Source organism: Stenotrophomonas maltophilia, assembly GCF_001274595.1.
Classification (GTDB): domain Bacteria; phylum Pseudomonadota; class Gammaproteobacteria; order Xanthomonadales; family Xanthomonadaceae; genus Stenotrophomonas; species Stenotrophomonas forensis.
In genome coordinates this window covers 484,101-502,419 of sequence record NZ_CP011010.1, presented here as the reverse complement: position 1 = coordinate 502,419, position 18,319 = coordinate 484,101, and the positions used below count along the sequence as shown (strand labels likewise).

Sequence of the window (18,319 nt, the reverse complement as noted above, 5' to 3'; positions counted from 1 at the left end):
ATACACTGCGTATGTAAGGAGCTCTGGATGGTCCGCCGTACCCGCGCCGAGATGGAAGAAACCCGCGCCAGCCTGCTGGCCACCGCCCGCCGAGTGTTCAGCGAGCACGGCTATGCCGCCACCTCGATGGATGACCTGACCGCCCAGGCCGGGCTCACCCGGGGTGCGCTCTATCACCACTTCGGCGACAAGAAGGGCCTGCTGGCGGCGGTGGTCGCCCAGCTCGACGCCGAGACCGACCTGCGCCTGCAGGCAATCAGCGAGCGTGCCGACGACGCCTGGGACGGCTTCGTGCAGCGCTGTCGCGCCTACCTGCAGATGGCGCTGGAACCGGAAATCCAGCGCCTGGTGCTGCGTGATGCGCGTGCAGTGCTGGGGGGCGCCTCGCCGGAATCGCAGCGGCACTGCGTGCAGTCGATGCAGCGCCTGATCGAACAGTTGATCGCCCAGGGCGTGGTGACGCCGGTGGATGCGCAGGCGCTGGCGTCGTTGATCTACGGCAGCCTGGCCGAGGCGGCGTTCTGGATCGCCGAAGGCGAGGATGGCGATGCGCGCCTGGCGCAGGCGACGGCCGCGCTGGAGATGCTGTTGCGTGGGTTGAAGCCGGCCGGGTAGTGCCCCTCCACGCATGTCGTGGATCCGCGGTGGAATCGGCGCTGCTGGAGGCAGGCCCGGGTCGGCATCGGCCCGGGCCGGTTGCGCGGTCGGGCCCGATTCGGGGCAATCACGGCGCCGGCGGCGGGTCTGCATGCTCAGCCGCGGTTTCATGTGCGGCCGCAGCACGTTTCACCCTGCGACATCCTGTCGCAGGCTGTGACTGCGATGCTGCAATGCAGCAACATTCACCCATTCAGACAAAACCCTTACCGCGCTTGGCATTTCGCCCATTGCACGGCTCGCTGGAAGTGCTAGAACTGAACCCGCCACACCGTCCAATGCTGATCGACGCACGTTCCACAAGGAGCCAGCCATGATTGCTTTGTTCAAGGGTTTGGGACTACTGCTTCGCGACAACGAGCTCTACAGCAGCCCGTTCGAAAAACAGGTTGCGCACTGGCGCAGCCTCAGCGAGCAGCAGATCCGCGATGAAGTGGCTGTGCTGGCCCAGGCCAAGTGCCAGTGGCTGATTGCCTCGATCGTCGGCTGGCAGGCGGCCTCGCTGCTGATCCTCGGCCTGATCACCAACTACCTGTGGCGCGACGATTACCACATCACCTTCACCCGCGTGGTCGTGGTGTTCGGCTCGTGGATCTCGATCCTGTTCGTGATCTGGTTCATGGCCAACATGTTCGACCGCACGGCCGGCTTCGAGCGCTGGATGAAGGCCTTCAACAGCCGCGCCCGCATCAGTTCCAAGGCCGACAGCGTCGAGCACGTGGCCGAGGCACTGGACCTGGCCGAGCACTATCCGGAAGTGCTGGACTACAAGCAGGCGGTCACCGCCCGGCGCGAGCTGCGCCATGAGGACATCCGCATCATGACCGAGATCGGGCGCATGAAGCAGCACTCCGAACTGGTCGGACGCCTCAACCATGTGGGCGAGAACGAGCATCACCACGACCTGACGCTGCAGCCAGCCTACTGACCCTTCTGGAAAGCGGGGGGACCCACAATGCCACCGTGATCACTCACGGTGGCATTGTTCTATCGGGTCCTGGCTGACGCACTGGCGGAAGCCCTTGGGCAGGTCGCGCATCGCTTCGGTCTTGCCCACCGCCACCGCGAACCGGCGCAGCGGCGGCTTGGCGCAGGCCGCATCGGTGCTGCAGGCCGGGTCCAGCACCACATAGTGGCACTGGCCGCTGCGGCTGGCGATGCACTGGAACCGCGCTTGACCCTCGACCACGGTGCCTTTGCTGTACAGCGTATCCACGCCGTTGGCCTGGGTACGGGTGATCGAGGTGGTGCTGGATTTCTCGCAGCCGCCCAGTGACAGCGCAGCGACGCAGGCAAGCAGGAACAGGCGCATGGTGCCTCCAGGGTGTGGTTACATGCCGCGGAACAGGCTCATGAACGGTTGGCTGACCACCAGGGTTTCCGCTCGCTGGCGCAAGCGCAGCACGCCGCGCCCGGTATCGTCGCGGCTCACCGCTGCCACCGCTTTCATGTTGACGATGGTGGAGCGGTGGATCTGGCGGAAATGCTGCGGATCGAGCACTTCCAGCAGCTCGCGCAATGGCGTGCGCAGCAGGCTTTCGCCGGCGGCGGTGACCACGGTGGTGTACTTGTTGTCGGCACGGAAGTAGGCCACGTCCTCCAGCATGATCAGCTGCGTCTCGCGGCCGTTGCTGGCGGTGATCCAGGCCAGCGGCGGGCGCTCCGCGCCTGCCTGCGATGGGCCCAATCGCTGCAGCAGGCGCTCCAGCACGGCATCGTCCTGCCGCGTCGATGGCAGCCGCGACAGAATGCGCTCGCGGGTCGCCAGCAACCGCTCGTCGCTGACCGGCTTCAGCAGGTAATCCATCGCGCCCTGCTCGAAGGCGTCGATGGCGTATTGATCGTAGGCGGTCACGAACACCACCTGGGTACGCGGGCTCAGCTCGGACAACGCGCGCGCCACTTCGATGCCACTGATGCCGGGCATGCGGATGTCGAGGAAGGCGATGTCCGGCTGCTTCTCGGCCAGCTGCTCCAGCGCCGTGGCACCGTCCTCGCACTCGGCCACCAGCTTCAGCTCCGGCCACAGGCGGCCCAGCTGCTCCACCAGCGATTGCCGCAGCAGTTCCTCGTCTTCGGCGATCAGTGCTTCAAGCGGCATGGCTGCGCTCCTTGCCCGACTGCGGCAGGGTCATGGTCGCGGCGACGCCGCTGGGGAAGTTGGCGACGATCGCCACGCCGGCCTGCTCACCGCAGGTCAGGCGCAGGCGCTCGCGCAGGTTCTTCAGTCCGATGCCGGTGCCGCTGGTGCCCTGGCCGAAGCCAAGGCCATCGTCGGCCACGGTCACGGTGACATGGTCGTCGAAGCCGCGCGCCAGGATCCAGATCGTGCCACCGCCGGGCTTCGGTTCCAGCCCGTGCTTGATGGCGTTCTCCACCAGCGTCTGCAGCGCCATCGCCGGCAGGTGCACGCCATGCAGTTCAGTGGGCACCTGCACCTCCACCGACAAGCGTGCCCCCATGCGGATGCGCAGGATTTCCAGATAGGCGCGGGTGCGTTCCAGCTCCACGCCCAGCGTGGATACCGATTCATCCACCTGCGGCAGCGAACTGCGCAGGTACTGGATCAGGTGGCCGAGCATCTGTTCGGCACGCGCCGGGTCGGTGCGGGTCAGCACCTGGGCATTGGCCAGCGAGTTGTAGAGGAAATGCGGTTCGACCTGCGCGTGCAGCAGGTTCAAGCGCGCTACCGACAATTCCTTCTCGACCTGGGTCTGTTCGGCGGCGGCCTGCTCGTCGCGGCGCTGGTCGGCAACCCGCCGGCTGATCGCGCGGGTGACCGCTTCGGCATTCTCGTAGTTGCTGCCCTCGTCCAGTGCCAGCAGGTCGGCCCACCAACCGGCATCGGGCTCGAACAGCAGGGTGACGGTGCTGGTGCCCTGGCCCGGGGTGACCGTGGCCAGCACGCTGTTGCGCTTGATCGCCAGCCGCGCCGGCAGGTTCCAGCGCGACGGCTGGCGGCCGTTCCACAGATCGACGCGGCGCACATAGGCGCGCACCTGCAGGCTGCCTGCCGAGCTTTCCACCTCTTCCACCCGCGGCAGTTCGCCAACGGCCGCCTCGACCACCGCGAACGCATGGCCGGCATCCATCGGCAGTTCGATCTGCCGGCGCTGGCGCCCCGACAGGGTGGCACCATCGAGGCGGCCGGCCACCAGCCAGACCCGCCGCACGTGGGTCACCGCACTGCCCAGCGCGGAGATCATCAGGAACATCACCAGCAGCCCGAATACCCAGCCGGGGCCGTCGTTCATGCCGCTGAAAATGCCGCTCCAGACCATGCCGGCCACGAACAGTGCCGCGGCCCAGGCGAGCAGGTGACGAAGGATGAGGGAGAGGCTGGCGAACACGGCGGCGCCTTGGAGGAAGGGGGTGAGCCGAGCATAGGGCGGCCTGCCGGGCAAACAAGCGGGCTGCGACGAAGGGCCTGAAAGCGGGGATGGAAGCCGTTACGGAAACGCCGGGGACGGCCCGGCGCTACCGGGGACGGCAATGCCGGCCAGCGGCCGGCACGACCCGGGAGGCGCCGGGCGGACCCGGCGCCCTCCCTTACTTGCGCTGGTCGGCGCTGGCGTCACGCACGGCGCGGAACGACTCATCCTTGCTCCAGTTCGGCCAGCTGCGCGAGTTGGCCAGCTGGTCGCCCAGGGTGTACAGCACTTCCAGGTCGCGGGCAGCACCGGCGAACACCCAGTCCGGCTGCCACTCGTCGCCCTGCTGGTGGTAGCGCTTGGCGGTGTAGTCTTCCGAGGCCCTCTTGCCCGCGGCCACGCCGCCGTCCACCCAGTCCTGGCCGGCCGACCACGACAGCGCCGGCACGCCGCGCTTGGCGAACGGGAAGTGATCGGAACGGAAGAACAGGCCTGCTTCCGGCTTCGGGTCCGGGGTGTAGCGGATGTCCCAGCCCTTGGCCACGTCCTTCAGCTGGTCCAGCAGCTCGAAGCGCGCCGCACCGTAGATGCCGAAATCACGCGACGGGCCGAACGGCGCCATGCCGTCCATGTTGATCACCGCCACGGTCTTTTCCAGCGGGTACAGCGGATGGGTGGCGTAGTACTCCGAACCCAGCAGGCCCTTCTCCTCGGCGGTGACCGCCAGGAACAGCACCGAACGCTGCGGGCGCTTGGCCTTGGCGAAGCCGCGCGCCAGCTCGACCAGCGAGGCGGTACCGCTGGCATTGTCCAGCGCTCCGTTGAAGATGCGGTCACCGCGCGCATCCGGCTCGCCCACACCGATGTGGTCCCAGTGCGCGCTGTAGATGATCGTCTCGTCCGGATGGCGGCTGCCTTCCAGGCGCGCGGCCACGTTGTGCGAGGTGATCACTTCGGTCTTCACCGCGTACTTCGCATCCAGGCTGGCGCCGGTCAGCGGCACCGGGGTGAAGTCGCGCTGCTGCGCCTTCTTCTTCAGCGCATCGAAGTCCTGCCCGGCCGAGCGGAACAGCTCCACGGCCAGGTCGCGCTGGATCCAGCCTTCCAGCAGCGGATGGCTCTCGGCCGGGTTGTCACGCACCACGTCGAACATGGTGTTGGTGTTGGACCCGGCCACGGTGGCCCAGCCGTACGAAGCCGGCGCGGTCTCGTGCACGATCAGCACTCCCAGCGCGCCCTGACGGGCGCCCTCCTCGTACTTGTAGGTCCAACGACCGTAATAGGTCATGCCCTTGCCGTCGAAGTCGCCCTGCCCGGTCTCGAAGTCCGGGTCGTTGATCAGCACCACGGCGATCTTGCCCTTCAGGTCGACGCCCTTGAAGTCGTCCCAGTTGCGCTCCGGTGCCTTCACGCCATAACCGAGGAACACCAGTGGCGCCTTGCTGATATCAACGTTGCTGGCGCCATTCATCGCGGCACGCACGGCGATCTGCTTGCCCTGTTCCAGCGGCAGGGTCTTGCTGCCCTGGTGCAGGGCCAGCTGCGGTGCGCCGACGATGTCGCCCTTGCGCAGCGGCACGGCCTGGGTCCACAGGCGCTTGCCGTCCTTGAGGTCGCCGCCGGGCTGCAGGCCGGCATCGGCGAACTGCTTGCTGAGGTAGGCGACGGTCTTCTCTTCGCCGGCAGTGGCCGGCGAGCGGCCCTCGTAGGCGTCGGAGGCCAGTTCCTTGACGTCGGCGGAGATCCGCGCGCCATCGAATTTCGGCGTGGCCGCCATCAGTGCGCTCGACACCGACAGGGCCAGCACGCCCAGTACTACTCGTTTCATTGCTCTCTCCAGCAGGGAAATCTCTCTGGAGTGTAATGGGATTCGGCAGCGCTGCGCCCCGCCTTTGGTAGGTGTCGACCTTGGTCGACACGCCACGCCATGCATGGGGTCAGATCCCGTTCCTGTCAGAAGAGAGCGCTGACCCCGATCGCTGGGCGCGCAACAGCAGCAGCTCGCGCTCGCGGGCGTTGCCGGTCAGCGCGGCGGCGGCGGCGAAGGCCGCGCGCGCGTCATCGGCCCGGCCCAGCTGCTGCAGCAGGTCACCACGCACCACCTGCAAGGGCGCATAGCCCTGCAACCGCGCATCGGCCAGCAAAGGTTGCAACAGCGCCCAGGCCGCAAACGCGCCGTCGCTGCGCGACACCGCCACCACCCGGTTGAGGGCCACGACCGGCGACGGCATCACCTGCAGCAACTGCGCATACAGTGCAGCGATGCGCGCCCAGTCGGTATCTTCGGCGCGGCGTGCGGCGGCATGACAGGCCGCGATGCGCGCCTGCAGCACGTACGGGTCCTGGCCGCCACCGGCCGCCAGTGCGCGTGCCAGTGCCTGCTGGCCGCGCTCGATCTGCAGCCAGTCCCAGCGTGCGCGGTTCTGCTGGTCCAGCAGCACGGGCGTACCCTGCGCATCGGTCCGCGCGGCCGCGCGCGAGGCCTGCAGTTCCATCAACGCCAGCAGGCCCAGCACCGGCGGCACCGGCAACCGGTGCGCCAGGATGCGCGCCAGCCGCAGCGCTTCCTCGCACAGTGCCGGGCGCATCCAGTCATCACCGGCACTGGCCGCATAGCCTTCGTTGAACACCAGATAGATCGCCTCCAGCACCGAGGCCAAGCGCTCAGGCATCGCCTCCGCGCGCGGCACCTCGTAGGGCACCTGCTTCTGCGCCAGGGTGCGCTTGGCGCGCACGATGCGCTGGGCGATGGTCGGTTCCGGCTGCAGGAAGCCGCGGGCGATCTCGGTGGTGGTCAGGCCGCCGAGCAGGCGCAGGGTCAGCGCGACCCGCGCATCGGCGGGCAGCACCGGATGGCAGGCCACGAACATCAGCCGCAGCAGATCGTCACCCAGGTCATCTTCCAGCGCCTGGCTGTCATCCGGTGCCGGAAGCGCCGCCGGATGCAGTTCCTCGCCCCACTGCGCATGCTGCTGCGCCACCCGCTGGTGCTGGCGCAGCACATCGATGGCACGGTTGCGCGCAGTGGTCATCAGCCAGGCTCCGGGGTTGTCCGGGATGCCCTGCTCCGGCCAGCGCTCCAGCGCGGCCAGCCAGGTGTCCTGGGCCAGCTCCTCGGCGCGACCCACATCGCCCCCGAGCAACCGCGCCAGGCGCGCGATCAACACCGGCGACTCCATCCGCCAGAGGGTTTCAAAGCGCTGCGTCAGTGCGGGATCAGGCATGCAGCGATCACAGCACGCACGCCCGGCCCGCACAAGCGCCGTGGCTCACGCTTCAACGATGGGCTTGAAGCCGCCCCAGAACATGCGCCGGGTATCGAACGGCATGTCCTTCGGGCCCAGCGACGCCAGCCTAGGGTCGGCCATCACCTTTGCGTTGATGCGGTCGCGCGCCGCCCGAGAGCGGAACACCACGAAGGCCACGATCACCGTTTCACCGGGTTTGGCCTTGACCGCACGCGGGAACGAGGTGCTCTTGCCCGGTTCCACATCGTCGGCCACGCATTCCATGTACTGCAGCGCGCCATGCTCCTTCCACACCGCACCGGCCTTGCGGGCAAGGCGGCGGTAGGCCGCCACCCTGTCCTGCGGGCACGGCAGCACGTAAGCATCCACGTAAGCCATGAGGGTTCTCCCTGCGGCGGCCGTCAGCCCGGCTCGCCGTCCATGTGCGCGATTTCCCAGAGATGGCCATCCAGGTCCTGGAAACCGCGCTGGTACATGAAGCCATAGTCACGTGCCGGCTGCGGTTCACTGGCGCCGGCCGCGAGTGCCTTGTCCACCATCGCGTCCACCGCCTTGCGGCTGTCGGCCGACAGGCAGGTGATCACCTCGGTGTGACTGTGCGCATCGGCAATCGCCTTGTTGGTGAACTGCTTGAAGAACGGCTGCGTCAGCAGCATCACGAAGATGCTCTCGCTGATCACCATGCAGGCCGCATCGTCATTGGTGAAGGTCGGGTTGAAGCTGTAGCCCAACGCGGCGAAGAAGGCCTTGGACGCCTGCAGGTCCTGCACGGGCAGGTTGACGAAGATCATCTGTGGTTGCGGTGCACTCATCGGTAAAGCTCCTTGTGGATGAAAGAGGAAATGGGATCAGGGCTGCTTCATGCAGTTGACCATCCACGGCTTGCCGTAGCGGTCGATCAGCATGCCCCAGCGATGCGCCCAGAACGTTTCGGCAATCGGCATCTGCACCTGGCCACCTTCGGCCAGCGCGGCGAACACGCGCTCGGCTTCTTCGATGCTGTCGACGTCGACATTGATGGTGGTCGAGCCACCCTCGCCACCGCCGGGGCCGTCGGCCGCCATCACGATGGCGTTGCCGATCTCCAGCTGGCTGTGCGCGACGTGGTCCAGGGTTTCCGGCGGCATCTCGTTGCAACCCGGCGAGCCATCGGATGGCGGCATGTCGCGGTACTTCATCTCCGAAGTAACCTGGCCACCGAGTGCCTTGGCATAGAACGCCATCGCATCGTGGGCCTGGCCGCTGAAGCCGAGGAAGGGAATCAGTCTCATGGCATTGCTCCGTTGATTGATACAGGGTGTTGCCAGGCCGCGCCCGGCGTGGAGTGAGTCGGGTCAGCCTTCCAGCTGTGCACGCAGACGCTGTTCCTGCTGCTGTAAGTCGGGGGTGAAGGCTTCACCGAAGTCTTCGGCGGAGATCAGGGGGCGCAGTTCCAGCGTGCCGCCGCTGCCGAACGGCGCACGGCTGGCCCACTCGACGGCCTCGTCCAGCGAGCGCACGTCCCACAGCCAGAACCCGGCGATCTGTTGGCTGGCGGGACCGAATGGACCGGCCTCGACCGTGGGTGCCGTGCCACCGAAGTGAATGCGGCGACCGCGTTGGGTGGCATGCAGGCCTTCACCGGCCAGCATGATGCCGGCGGCCACCAGTTGTTCGTTGAAGGCGCCCATTTCGGACAGCTCCTGCTGGCTGGGCATGCGGCCGGCTTCGGAGTCGGCGTTGGCCTTCACGATCACCATCACTTTCATTGCTGTCTCCCGTGGGGACGCGTGGTGCGTGCCCTTCACTGGTTACAACGAACCAGGGCGCAGGGAATCGACACGTCTTCTGAAAATTATTTCTTCCGCGGGAAGCGCGCCTTCGGCGGGAGCCGGCGAACGGCGGAGCCCCTCCGTGGTGGGGTGGGAGGGTCGCTGGAAGCTCCGGCTCATGGGTTTGGCCGGGTGGGTAGGCGGGTCGGGGGACGCCGTAAACCCATCCTTGGGGGCTTGGCCGCGGCATCCATGCCGCGGACACCCCCGCCCCGCCTACCCACCCGGCCACGGACAGGTTCCTGTCTCCGTTCCACCACGGGAAGATCAAGAGAAAAAGGCAAAAGCAACAGCAACAGCAACAGCGGTTGGCTGGCGGCCTCGGCTTTGCGAGCGAAGCGACCCGCTTTTGCTCTTGTTGTTGATTTTCCGTGGTGGTTCGGCGACCGGAATCTGTCAGGGGTCGGGCGGGTGGGGTTGGCGGGGTATCCGCGCCATGGATGGCGCGGCTAAGCCCCCAGGGACGGGTTCACGGCGTCCCCGCCAATCCCACCCGCCCGACCCACCCTCTGAAACCCTGCTTTCAGCGACCCACCCACCCCACCACGGAGGGGCCTCGCCGTTCGCCGATCCCCGCCGAAGGCGCGCCTCCCGCGCTGCAACATGCCCACGCGCAATCCTGCGCCATCATGGGCACCCCGCCCGCGCCAGGACCGTGCCATGCAGCAGTACCTGCTTCTGATCTACATCGAGCCTGCCCTGCTGCAGGCGCTGCCCACCGAAGAATTCAACGCGCTGATGCGCGACTGCCTCGCCCACGCCGACAAACTGCAGGCCGAAGGCACGCTGCTGGCCGCGCAGAAGCTGCAGCCGGTCGATACCGCGCAGACCCTGCGCGTGCGCGAGGGGCACAGCCGCGTGCTGGATGGCCCGTTTGCCGAAACCCGCGAACTGCTGGCCGGCTTCAACCTGATCGTGGCGCGCGACCGCGATGAAGCCATGCGCATCGCCCGCGAGTTCCCGTGGGCACGCTTCGGCAGCATCGAGGTGCGTCCACTCGAAGACATGGACGCCGAGCGCGAACGCTGCGGCGCCCCCGCCGCCGCTATGGCAGCAGCCGTACCCTGATCTCGCGCGGGCCGATGCCTTCGTTGCCGCTGTAGTCGCGCACGCTGGCACGCACGATGTACTCGCCCGGCGGCAGCGCCGCTGGCTGCCAGCGGCCGGTTTCCATGAGGCCGTCACGCACGGTGTTGGTGGCCAGGTAACGGAACCGGGTCACCGCGCTGCCATGCACGGTGATGCCACTGTCCGGTGCATAGGCCACGCGCACCGCTTCCTTCTGCGGCGGCATGCGGTTGAACACGATGTTCCAGCGCGGCTGCTCGTAACCCTGCAGCGGCTGTCCAGCGCCATCGAGGATCTGGTAGCCCACCTGGTACATGCCCAGTCGGCGGCGCGGCAGGTTGTTGTCGACCTGGTCCCAGGCCTCGACCACGATCTGCACGCCGCGACCCTGGCGCGCCACCATCACCACGCCATCGCCACCTGCGGCCATCGGCTGGTCGTTGTCGTCCAGCAGGGCCACATCGGTGATGCGCGGTGCGAAGTGATCGGCGTAGTTGCGGAAGCCCAGCGCCACCGCGTTGGTCTCGAAGCCACCGTTACCCACCGCCAGGTGCACGTGCGCCTGGTTGTTGATGCTGCCCAGGCGATCACCCACGTGGATGCGCATGCCACGTCGCACGCGCATCCGCTGCAGCGTGCCCTGCTCGTCGTACAGCGCCTGCCAGCGCGCGTCGAACGGTGCATCGCGAGGCGTGCGGCCGACCCGCATGTGGATGTACTTGAGGCGATCCACCGACAGGCCTTCGGCCTGCTCGCCCAGGCTCCAGGCGGCCATCGGGCTGCTGACCTTGCCCTCGGCGATCGCCAGCACGGTCTGCCCGACATCGCCGCGCACATCGAAGCCGCCGTGCAGGTGGTGGCGGCTCTCGCCTTTGAAGTTGCCGCGCACCTCGCCCAGCGTGCCGACCACTTCGTGCCAACCGTCCTGCGGTGCCAGCGGCCAGCGCCCGCCGGTGTCCGGCAGCGCGGCATCGGCGGCGGGGCCGACCAGCGCCGGCGCCGGCAGGTCCCCCACCGGCAGCGGACGCAGCCGGTGCAGGCGGTAGCTGGCGGCGTCGGCCACCAGCACACTGCCATCGGCATCCATCGCCAACCCGCTGGGGCGGGCCAGGCGCGGCAGGCGGCCGTTGCCCACCAGCGCGATCTGATGGCCCTGCGGTGTCACCTGCACGATCCGGCCATCCATATCCCCCACGTACAGCACGCCGTCGTGGGTGGTGGCCAACGACAGCGGCCCGTTGATCACCCCACCGGCAGCCACCACCGTGCTGACCGTGCCATCGGGGCCGACGCGGCGCACCGCATTGTTGAACAGGTCGGCCACCAGCAGTGCGCCCTGCGCGTCGAAGGCCAGTGCCACCGGCGTATCGAAGCGCGCCGCCTCGCCCACGCCATCGGCCAGCCCCGGGCGCTCACCGCCGGCCAGCGTACGCACGCTGCCATCGGTGCCGATCACCCGGATGCGATCGTTGAACGTATCAGCCACGTAGACCTGGCCCTGCGCATCCACTGCGATGCCCATCGGTGCATCGAAGCGCGCCTGCGCGACCGGTCCATCGGCATGGCCCTGCTCGCCCCCGGCCAGCGTGGTCACCTGGCCGTCAATGCCGATGCGGCGGATCGCATGGTTGCCGGTATCGGCCACATACAGGTTGCCCTGCGCATCGGCGGCAATGCCGGAAGGGGTGTTGAAGCTGGCCTGCAACGCCGGGCCATCGATGCGCCCTTCGCCCTGCCCGGCCACGGTTTCGACACGGCCATCGGGCAGGCGGCGGCGGATGCGGTTGTTGTCACCGGCATCGGTGAAGTACACGCTGCCATCGGCGCCGCGCAGCAATGCATAGGGATCGGCAAAGCGGGCCTGTGCCGAGGCGCCGTCACGATCACCCGGATGGCCATCGCCGGCCAACGGCTCGATCTGTGCGGTCCAGGCCAACAGCGTGGGCGCCGGGCCTGCCGGTTCAGCCAGCGTATGCAACGGCGTCTCCCACCAGGTTGCAGCCAATGCCACTGCGGTTGCCACTGCCACGCCTGCTGCCATCCATTGCCACCGTGCCATCGCGCTGCGCTGCCTGCCTGTTGCCTGAAGAGGCACCGACAATAGACGCTGTGCAGGCGATCCGCCACGGCCAATCGTACCGGCGGGCGCCAGAGTTCCATGCATCGCGCTTGTTCTCGCTGGCGGCAGCGGTTTCAATGTTGTCCCCACGGATGGAGATCCTCCATGCCCCGCACCCTCCCTCTCGCCGCCGTGCTGCTGGCCGCACTGGCAGGCACCCCGGCTTCGGCCTCGATCACCGTGGCGCCGCAGAAGCCGTCGGTCACTAGCGATGCCGTGCACATGGCCTACGCCAAGCGCTGGGATGACGCGATCGAGCAATCGCGCAGTGGCAACACACTGGGTGCGCTGATCACGATGGAACAGCTGATGGAGGATCCGCTGCTGGATGACTTCGACGCCGAACGCCAAGGCCGTGCCTCGCAGGTGGCCGGCTGGACGGCGATGGTGCAGAAGAAGCCGGTCCAGGCCCGCCGCTACCTGCAGCGCGCCGTGGACGCATTGCCGGACGACGCGCAGATCCTGCTGACCCTGGTCTCGCTCGAACTGTCCGAGAGCCAGCCCGCACCGGCCACGAAGTACCTGGTGCGGGCGCTGAAGCATGCCGACGCGCCGCTGCCGCTGCAGAACGACACCGTCAGGTACCTGCAGTACCGCCTGCGCGACCAGCCGCAACAACGCATGGAACTGCTGCAGGCGCTGTTCGACAACGGCTGGAAGAGTGGCGGCCTGGAACCGACCGGCATGTGGCTGGCACTGGCCACGTTGCAGGCCGAGAACGGCCGTAGCGATGACGTCCCGGCAACTCTGGCCCGTATCAAGGGCCCCGCCGAGATCATCCGGCTGCGCAGCGACAAGCGCTTCGACCGCTATGTCGACCGCAGCGATCCACACTTTGATCCGGTGCAGGCCGCGCAGAAGCATCTGGACGAACTGCGTGTGTCGGGCCTGCTCGATCGCGCACTGGACGCGCGCATGGCCGAATTCAGCAGCACGCTGCTGATGCTGGACCGCAACGAGGAAGTGCTGGCGCTGACCGACGGCATGGCCCGTGCGGCCGCCGCAGGTGAGTCGCCTTCGGCCACCGACGCCGAATGGGTGGGGTGGCTGCTCAACAGCCGGCTTACGGCACTGCGCCGGCTGGGCCGGCTCGACGACGCACTGGCGACCGCGCAGCAGGCCACGCGCATCGGTGCACTCGGTCCCAACAGCATCGAGCACCAGTTGAACATCGGCTTCCTGTTCATCTCGCTGGGTCGCCCGCAGGAGGCGGCGCAGGCGGTGCAGGGCATCCAGGGTCTGGCCGGCTATGGCAAAGCCGCACAGGCGCTGGTGCAGTTCGCCGCCGCCCGCGGCCAGGGCGATACCCGCGCAATGGAGGCCGCACGCGAGGTGATCCTCGCCCAGCGCGACGATGCCCCGCTGTTCCATCGCGAGATGCTGCTGGAGCAGGGTGACCTGGACGGCGCGGCTGCGGTGCTGATCGAACAGCTGCGCTCGCCGGTCGACCGCGGCGAGACCCTGGCCAGCCTGCAGGACATGCGCACCTATCCGTCGCTGCCCGGCGATGTGCGCATCGATGCGGCATGGCGTGCGCTCAAGCAGCGTGCCGACGTGCAGGCCGAGGTCGCACGCGTCGGCCGCATCGAGCGCTACGCGCTGGTCAGCAGCGGCACCTCGCGCTGAGCAGCGCCTAGCGCGCCGGTACCTCGGTACGGATGCCCATCGCTTCGCGGTAGCGCGCGTACAGCGCCATCACCTTGTCCACATAGGCCAGGGTTTCGGCATACGGCGGGACGCCCTTGTAGCGGGTGACCGCCCCGATGCCGGCGTTGTAGGCGGCCGCCGCCAGCGGCCGGTCGCCGTTGTAGCGGCGCAGCAGCGCGCGCATGTAGCGGGCGCCACCATCAATCGACTGCTGCGGCGAGAACGGATCACGCACGCCGTACTCCTGCGCGGTATCGGGCATCAGCTGCATCACGCCCTGTGCGCCCTTGGTCGACACCGCCAGCGCATCGAAGTTGCTTTCGGCATGGGCAATCGCACGCAGCCACGCATCGTCGACGCCGGTGGCCTTGGCGGCGGCCTTGAACTGCCTGGCGTGCTGCGCCAGCTGGGGCTTGCCGACCTTGCCCAGGCCCTCATGGGCCGGCTCGCCCGGCGGCGTGGCCACGGTGAATTTCAGGAACACCCGCGAGCCGGGCAGGTTGCGGGTCGAGTAGACCAGCGCACCGTCCTGCTCGCGCTCGTACAGCACACCGCTGAACACGCCCATGTTGCCCCACAGGTTCGGGGTCTGGATGGCGTTGTCGTCGATTTCCTTCGGCGTGCAGCGCGAACCCGGTTCCGGTGCGGTGGCCAGACTGACGGTGTTGCCCTGCACGCAGCGGTAGACCGTGCGCGCGCTGGCCGGCCCGGGCCACAGGCCGGGCAGCAGCAACAGCGCGAGCAGGAGCGGGCGACAGGACATGGCGGCCGGATGATCCGGCCGCGCCCGCTAATGTTGGGTGAATGGGGGTCGGCAGGGCTGCGCCCTGCACCTGCGGTAGTGCCGGCCGCTGGCCGGCAACCTCAACAGCAACGGCAACGGCCGTTGCTGAGCAACGGGCTCTGACCCCACTCCAGAAAGATCTCTGGATCAATCAATGGAACGGAAACGCCGGATTACTTCGCGGTCCTGCGGCGCATCCAATACCCCACCCCCAGCAGCACGAACCACGCCGGGCTGGCGATCAACGCCTGGCGGGTGTCGCCCTGCAGGCTCAGCAGCACCAGCACGCCGGCGAAGAACACCAGGCAGGCCCAGCACATGGCCACACCGCCGGGCATCTTGAAGATCGAGGCGGCGTGCCGCTCCGGATAGCGGCGGCGGTAGACCATGTAGGCCACCAGGATCAGCGACCAGACGAAGATGAACAGCACCGTCGCCAGCGTCGTCACCAGGGTGAAGGCGGTCACCAGGTTGGGAATCAGGTAGATCAGCAGCGTGCCGCCCAGCAGGCACAGGCACGAGAACAGCAGGCCGCGCGCCGGCACCGCCGCACGCGACAGCCGCGACAGCCCGCGCGGTGCATGGCCCTCTTCGGCCAGGCCGTACAGCATGCGGCTGGTGGAGAAGATGCCGCTGTTGGCAGAGGACGTGGCCGAGGTCAGCACCACGAAGTTGATCAGGCTGGCGGCGGCGGGAATGCCGGCCAGCACGAACAGCTGCACGAACGGGCTCTTGTCCGGCACCACCTGCCGCCACGGCGTGACTGCCATGATCGCGATCAGCGCCAGCACGTAGAAGATGATGATGCGCACCGGAATCGAGTTGATCGCCTTGGGCAGGTTGCGCTCGGGGTCGGCGGTTTCGGCGGCGGTGGTGCCGACCAGTTCGATGCCGACGAAGGCGAACACCGCAATCTGGAAACCGGCAAAGAAGCCGACCAGCCCCATCGGGAACATGCCGCCGTCATTCCACAGGTTCGACAGCGCAGCGGTGTGGCCGCTGGGCGAGGTGAAGCCCCACGCCACCAGGCCGGCGCCGGTGATGATCAGCGCGCAGATCGCCACGATCTTGATCAGCGCGAACCAGAATTCCATTTCGCCGAACAGCTTCACCGTCACCAGGTTCAGTGCCAGCAACAGCAGCACGCAGGCCAGTGCCGGTATCCACGCATCCAGGCCAGGGAACCAGAACTGCGCGTAGGCGGCGATGGCGATCACATCGGCGATGGCGGTCACGATCCAGCAGAACCAGTACGTCCATCCGCAGAAGAAGCCGGCCCAGGGACCGAGCAGGTCGGTGGAGAAATCGATGAAGGATTTGTACTGCAGGTTGGACAGCAGCAGCTCGCCCATCGCGCGCATCACGAAGAACAGCATCGCGCCGATGATCAGGTAGACGAAGACGATGGACGGGCCGGCCAGGCTGATGGTCTTGCCCGAGCCCATGAACAGGCCGGTGCCGATGGCACCGCCGATGGCGATCAGTTGCAGGTGGCGGTTGGACAGGCTGCGGCGCAGGTGCTCGGGGGGCGTTGCGGGCTCGGTCATGGGCGCGGAAAAGGGCGGGCGAAGCGTCCGACGGTAGTCCTCCACGGGCCGGAGCGCCAGCACCCGGCGAGCTGATTCCGTCAATCTTGGCCGCTTTCATCACAATGTGACGAAATTCCGGATTACGCCCATTCCGCCCGGCCCGGCGCCATGCTCAGATAGCCGCATCTGCCCAAGGACCGGCCCCGCCCATGCCCTCTGCCCTGCCCCTCCCGCTGGAGCTCCGGCCATGAGCCGGCTGCGCGTCATCATCGGTGGCACTGCGCTGGCATTGCTGGCCGCCGCCGTACCGATCGCGGTGATGGCCTACGCCACCTGGGACCGCGCGGTCACGGTCGAACAGCAGCGGCTGCACGACATCGCGCTGCGCACCCTGCGCCGCTCCGACCTGTCCTACCACGAGGCGCTGGCCGCGCTGAAGTCGGCCGAAGCCGGTACCGCCTCCGGCTGCAATGAAGAACACATCCGGCGCATGCAGACGCTGGTGATGACCACGCCGTCGGTGGACCAGATGGGCTACTTCGAAGGGGGCAAGCTGCGCTGCACCTCCTGGGGGCCGTTCCACTCGGACGTGAACCAGCCCAGGGCCGACCATGTCACCAGCGACGGCGCCGGCATCGCGGTGGATGTGCGCCCCGAAGCCAGCGGCCGGCGCCAGGTGCTGGCGATCCTGTACGGCTCCCACGACGTACTGGTCGATCCGCGCCGCTTCGTCGATGTCATCGTCGATCCGAATGTGCGCCTGGCCCTGGCCAGCCCGGATGGGCGGCTGCTGGCCAAGCAGGACGGCATGGACCCGGCCCTGCTGCAGAACCTGCTGCGCAATCCCGGCGAGGGGCTGGACCAGAACACGCTGTATGCCACCGCGCGCAACGAGGAATGGTTGGCGATCGCCACCACGCCACGCACCGCGCTGGCCGCCACCTTCCGCCAGCAGGCCTGGCTGTTCGTGCCGCTGGGCCTGCTGCTGGCGGCCGCGGGGGCCGGCCTGGTGATCTGGCTCTCCCGGCGCCGGCTGTCGCTGCGCGGCGAGCTGGCCACCGCCATCCGCCGCCGCGAGCTGTACCTGCATTACCAGCCGATCATCGAGCTAGATACCGGCATCTGCGTCGGCGCCGAGGCGTTGATCCGCTGGCAGCGCCCGGACGGCACCCAGGTGCGGCCGGACCTGTTCATTCCGCTGGCCGAAGAGGCTGGCATGATCGCCGACGTCACCGACCTGGTGATCGAGAACGTGGTGCGCGACATGCGCGAGCTGCTGGTGGCCGACCGCAGCGCGCACATCGCGATCAACCTCGCCGCCGAGGACATCAGCAGTGGGCGTGCGTTGAAGATGATCTCCAAGCACATGGCCGGCAGCGGCATCCTGCCGCAGCAGATCTGGATGGAGGCCACCGAGCGCGGCTTCCTCGACCTGGACCGCGCCCGCACGATGCTGGCGCAGGCGCGCCGCGCCGGCCACAGCGTGGCCATCGATGATTTCGGCGTGGGCTTCTCCAGCCTGCAGTACCTGGAGCAGCTGCCGCTGGATGCACTGAAGATCGACAAGTCGTTCATCGATGCCATCGGCACCGAGAGCGCGACCAGCCCGGTCACGCCGCACATCATCGACATGGCCAAGGAACTGGGCCTGTGGGTGGTGGCCGAAGGCGTGGAAACCGAGGCGCAGCTGGCCTACCTGCACAGCCGCCACGTCGAGTTCGGGCAGGGCTGGCTGTTCTCGCGGCCGCTGCCGCGCGACGAGTTCGTGGCGTTCCACAACAAGCGCCAGCAGCGCTACGGCGCAGCGCGCGAGCACATGCAGAATCCGCGCAGCGTGCCGATCGAGCGCGAGGGCGTGGAGTAGGACGGCGAACGGCGGGGCCCCTCGTGGCGGATCGCGCCCGGTGGATCCATCAGTTGGGGCCGGGTGGATGGGTCGCGCAGGGGGCGCTGCAAGTACGTCCATGTAAGCTCGGTCGCCGCATCCATGCGGCTCACGCCCCTGCGCAACCCACCCATCCGGCCACGGACAGATTACGGCGGCGTCCCACCACGGAATCAACAGAAAAATCAAAGGCAAACGCG

17 protein-coding genes are annotated in these 18,319 nt (G+C 67.9%); 5 read left to right on the top strand and 12 right to left on the bottom strand.

The window, feature by feature from the left end:
• The first annotated feature begins 27 nt into the window (after positions 1-27).
• Positions 28-615, top strand: a complete 588-nt coding sequence (locus VN11_RS02245; protein WP_053448655.1) for a TetR/AcrR family transcriptional regulator — start codon at positions 28-30, stop codon at positions 613-615.
• 355 nt (positions 616-970) lie between these two features.
• Positions 971-1,585: a hypothetical protein gene (locus VN11_RS02240; RefSeq protein WP_004153965.1), complete on the top strand. Its 615-nt coding sequence runs from the start codon at positions 971-973 to the stop codon at positions 1,583-1,585.
• A 39-nt stretch (positions 1,586-1,624) separates the two neighbouring features.
• Here the strand turns inward: VN11_RS02240 and VN11_RS02235 are convergent, their stop codons facing one another.
• From VN11_RS02235 to VN11_RS02195, 9 genes are all read right to left on the bottom strand, one after another.
• A complete protein-coding gene (locus tag VN11_RS02235; RefSeq protein WP_049456350.1) occupies positions 1,625-1,969 on the bottom strand; it encodes a hypothetical protein in 345 nt (114 codons plus the stop codon).
• An 18-nt stretch (positions 1,970-1,987) separates the two neighbouring features.
• Positions 1,988-2,758 (bottom strand): LytR/AlgR family response regulator transcription factor, encoded by a 771-nt coding sequence (locus VN11_RS02230; protein ID WP_008265994.1) that lies wholly within the window; start codon positions 2,756-2,758, stop codon positions 1,988-1,990.
• On the bottom strand, positions 2,748-4,007 hold the full coding sequence (locus tag VN11_RS02225) for a sensor histidine kinase (RefSeq protein ID WP_053448654.1): 1,260 nt from the start codon (positions 4,005-4,007) through the stop codon (positions 2,748-2,750). Before VN11_RS02225 ends, VN11_RS02230 begins: the two co-directional genes overlap by 11 nt.
• Positions 4,008-4,206: 199 nt before the next feature.
• Positions 4,207-5,856, bottom strand: a complete 1,650-nt coding sequence (locus VN11_RS02220) for a M28 family metallopeptidase (protein WP_053448653.1) — start codon at positions 5,854-5,856, stop codon at positions 4,207-4,209.
• A 109-nt stretch (positions 5,857-5,965) separates the two neighbouring features.
• Positions 5,966-7,252, bottom strand: coding sequence for an RNA polymerase sigma factor (locus VN11_RS02215; RefSeq protein WP_053448652.1), 1,287 nt, complete (start codon positions 7,250-7,252; stop codon positions 5,966-5,968).
• Between the two features lie 45 nt (positions 7,253-7,297).
• Positions 7,298-7,654: a DUF1428 domain-containing protein gene (locus VN11_RS02210; RefSeq protein ID WP_053448651.1), complete on the bottom strand. Its 357-nt coding sequence runs from the start codon at positions 7,652-7,654 to the stop codon at positions 7,298-7,300.
• Between the two features lie 23 nt (positions 7,655-7,677).
• On the bottom strand, positions 7,678-8,088 hold the full coding sequence (locus VN11_RS02205; RefSeq protein ID WP_053448650.1) for a VOC family protein: 411 nt from the start codon (positions 8,086-8,088) through the stop codon (positions 7,678-7,680).
• Positions 8,089-8,124: 36 nt separating this feature from the next.
• On the bottom strand, positions 8,125-8,547 hold the full coding sequence (locus VN11_RS02200; RefSeq protein ID WP_008266068.1) for a VOC family protein: 423 nt from the start codon (positions 8,545-8,547) through the stop codon (positions 8,125-8,127).
• A 63-nt stretch (positions 8,548-8,610) separates the two neighbouring features.
• Complete coding sequence (locus VN11_RS02195) at positions 8,611-9,024, bottom strand: YciI family protein (RefSeq protein ID WP_053448649.1); 414 nt, start codon at positions 9,022-9,024, stop codon at positions 8,611-8,613.
• 723 nt (positions 9,025-9,747) lie between these two features.
• Here VN11_RS02195 and VN11_RS02190 point away from each other — a divergent pair.
• A complete protein-coding gene (locus VN11_RS02190) occupies positions 9,748-10,155 on the top strand; it encodes a YciI family protein (RefSeq protein WP_053448648.1) in 408 nt (135 codons plus the stop codon).
• Here VN11_RS02190 and VN11_RS02185 read toward each other — a convergent pair.
• The gene (locus VN11_RS02185) at positions 10,133-12,214 is read right to left on the bottom strand and encodes a gluconolaconase (RefSeq protein ID WP_053448647.1); all 2,082 of its coding nucleotides are present in this window, start codon (positions 12,212-12,214) and stop codon (positions 10,133-10,135) included. The two genes, VN11_RS02190 and VN11_RS02185, sit on opposite strands and share 23 nt — an antisense overlap.
• Before the next feature lie 165 nt (positions 12,215-12,379).
• Here VN11_RS02185 and VN11_RS02180 point away from each other — a divergent pair, with 165 nt between their 5' ends.
• Complete coding sequence (locus VN11_RS02180) at positions 12,380-13,900, top strand: tetratricopeptide repeat protein (protein ID WP_053448646.1); 1,521 nt, start codon at positions 12,380-12,382, stop codon at positions 13,898-13,900.
• Positions 13,901-13,907: 7 nt separating this feature from the next.
• Here VN11_RS02180 and VN11_RS02175 read toward each other — a convergent pair whose 3' ends face one another.
• Positions 13,908-14,684 carry a lytic transglycosylase domain-containing protein gene (locus tag VN11_RS02175; protein WP_053448645.1) on the bottom strand — a complete coding sequence of 259 codons (777 nt, stop codon included), beginning with the start codon at positions 14,682-14,684 and terminating at the stop codon, positions 13,908-13,910.
• Positions 14,685-14,878: 194 nt separating this feature from the next.
• Positions 14,879-16,252, bottom strand: a complete 1,374-nt coding sequence (cycA, locus tag VN11_RS02170) for a D-serine/D-alanine/glycine transporter (RefSeq protein WP_053448644.1) — start codon at positions 16,250-16,252, stop codon at positions 14,879-14,881.
• 229 nt (positions 16,253-16,481) lie between these two features.
• On the opposite strand from cycA, the gene VN11_RS02165 reads away from it, so the two are divergent.
• Positions 16,482-18,098: an EAL domain-containing protein gene (locus VN11_RS02165; protein WP_053448643.1), complete on the top strand. Its 1,617-nt coding sequence runs from the start codon at positions 16,482-16,484 to the stop codon at positions 18,096-18,098.
• Positions 18,099-18,319: the final 221 nt, after the last annotated feature.

Excerpts from the sequence above, each read along its gene's own strand:
- VN11_RS02245 (WP_053448655.1), top strand. The coding sequence starts at position 28 with ATGGTCCGCCGTACCCGCGCCGAGATGGAAGAAACCCGCGCCAGCCTG.
- VN11_RS02240 (WP_004153965.1), top strand. The coding sequence starts at position 971 with ATGATTGCTTTGTTCAAGGGTTTGGGACTACTGCTTCGCGACAACGAG.
- VN11_RS02235 (WP_049456350.1), bottom strand. The coding sequence starts at position 1,969 with ATGCGCCTGTTCCTGCTTGCCTGCGTCGCTGCGCTGTCACTGGGCGGC.
- VN11_RS02230 (WP_008265994.1), bottom strand. The coding sequence starts at position 2,758 with ATGCCGCTTGAAGCACTGATCGCCGAAGACGAGGAACTGCTGCGGCAA.
- VN11_RS02220 (WP_053448653.1), bottom strand. The coding sequence starts at position 5,856 with ATGAAACGAGTAGTACTGGGCGTGCTGGCCCTGTCGGTGTCGAGCGCA.
- VN11_RS02215 (WP_053448652.1), bottom strand. The coding sequence starts at position 7,252 with ATGCCTGATCCCGCACTGACGCAGCGCTTTGAAACCCTCTGGCGGATG.
- VN11_RS02210 (WP_053448651.1), bottom strand. The coding sequence starts at position 7,654 with ATGGCTTACGTGGATGCTTACGTGCTGCCGTGCCCGCAGGACAGGGTG.
- VN11_RS02205 (WP_053448650.1), bottom strand. The coding sequence starts at position 8,088 with ATGAGTGCACCGCAACCACAGATGATCTTCGTCAACCTGCCCGTGCAG.
- VN11_RS02200 (WP_008266068.1), bottom strand. The coding sequence starts at position 8,547 with ATGAGACTGATTCCCTTCCTCGGCTTCAGCGGCCAGGCCCACGATGCG.
- VN11_RS02195 (WP_053448649.1), bottom strand. The coding sequence starts at position 9,024 with ATGAAAGTGATGGTGATCGTGAAGGCCAACGCCGACTCCGAAGCCGGC.
- VN11_RS02190 (WP_053448648.1), top strand. The coding sequence starts at position 9,748 with ATGCAGCAGTACCTGCTTCTGATCTACATCGAGCCTGCCCTGCTGCAG.
- VN11_RS02185 (WP_053448647.1), bottom strand. The coding sequence starts at position 12,214 with ATGGCACGGTGGCAATGGATGGCAGCAGGCGTGGCAGTGGCAACCGCA.
- VN11_RS02180 (WP_053448646.1), top strand. The coding sequence starts at position 12,380 with ATGCCCCGCACCCTCCCTCTCGCCGCCGTGCTGCTGGCCGCACTGGCA.
- VN11_RS02175 (WP_053448645.1), bottom strand. The coding sequence starts at position 14,684 with ATGTCCTGTCGCCCGCTCCTGCTCGCGCTGTTGCTGCTGCCCGGCCTG.
- cycA (WP_053448644.1), bottom strand. The coding sequence starts at position 16,252 with ATGACCGAGCCCGCAACGCCCCCCGAGCACCTGCGCCGCAGCCTGTCC.
- VN11_RS02165 (WP_053448643.1), top strand. The coding sequence starts at position 16,482 with ATGAGCCGGCTGCGCGTCATCATCGGTGGCACTGCGCTGGCATTGCTG.